We start from the raw sequence: 1044 nt of genomic DNA on the forward strand, positions 1-1044 counted from the left end.
GATGATAATATAAGAAATGAACTCATAAAAAAACTTCTTGAAAATAAATTTGATTTAGCAAAAGAATTAGAAATTCTTTTTAATGTAAAAATAGATAATAATAGTTCTAATACTAATGATAATACAAATACAAATAACAATTCTAATAGCAATGGTAATTCTAACACTAATAATTCTAATACTAATCATCTTAGTAAATTAAGTTCTAAAACTAAACATAGAAGTGTGAATATTAAGGTTTAGAAAATTTATTAAAATTAATCACTAAATAATATTACAAATTTACACAATTATCATTAAAACATATTAAAAAATAAAAAACTTTTAAAACGCTAAAAATTCATTATAAATATTATTCAAATCTCTACAAATTAAGACTTTTAAAAATTTGATTAAAATAATCAATCGTCGTGATAAAATAAATAAACTTTAATAAAAAGGAGAAATTATGATCAAAAAATTATTTAGCGTTACAGCTTTAGGTGCTTTATTAGCAAGTTCTGCTTTTGCAGATGATTTTCTAGCTAAAGTCAGTAATGGTGCACTCAGTGATAATAGTGCAGGTGTTAAAGTTCTTAGCCTTGATGAGATGAAAGATGTTAAGGGTGGGTATTTTACTTTTGATAGAGCAAGTCAATATGATAACATTGTAGGTATCAGAAGTTATGCTTATATAGCAGGAGACAGTGATAAAACATCACAACAATTTTTACAAGCTATGAATATAAGTGGCGATAAAATCATCCTTGCTAAATACCGCTATGTAAATAATCAAAAAGAATATTATTTACAAAGTTATGAAAAAAGCACAGGAACCCTTCGTGATATTTGGGCTTGGAATGGATCTTATGCACTTCAAGTTTTAAATGATTTTAAAAGCAGATACTAAACTATTTCCTCGTTCCACTTATCGAAACCGGAACACTTCTTGCTTATATTTATTTATAAGATATTTAGATTTGAAGGCAGAACAATTCTAAAATCAAAGGAATAAATATGAGTATCTTTAGTATCAATGATAACTCAAACTATAGTTCTATACTT

Annotated in this window: 1 protein-coding gene and 1 pseudogene; both read left to right on the plus strand. The window is 25.1% G+C overall.

Translation table 11 applies throughout. The features are described from left to right. A pseudogene (locus CQA69_RS08845) lies at window positions 1-243 on the plus strand (hypothetical protein); the annotation flags it as partial. Window positions 244-448: 205 nt separating this feature from the next. Beyond that, window positions 449-889: a hypothetical protein gene (locus tag CQA69_RS08850; RefSeq protein WP_137621402.1), complete on the plus strand. Its 441-nt coding sequence runs from the start codon at window positions 449-451 to the stop codon at window positions 887-889. The last annotated feature ends 155 nt before the right edge of the window (window positions 890-1044 follow it).

It is taken from the genome of Campylobacter estrildidarum (assembly GCF_005406205.1).
Lineage (GTDB): Bacteria > Campylobacterota > Campylobacteria > Campylobacterales > Campylobacteraceae > Campylobacter_D > Campylobacter_D estrildidarum.

What these genes read in the sequence shown, in the direction of transcription:
- CQA69_RS08850 (WP_137621402.1), top strand. Translation starts at nt 449, where the DNA reads ATGATCAAAAAATTATTTAGCGTTACAGCTTTAGGTGCTTTATTAGCA.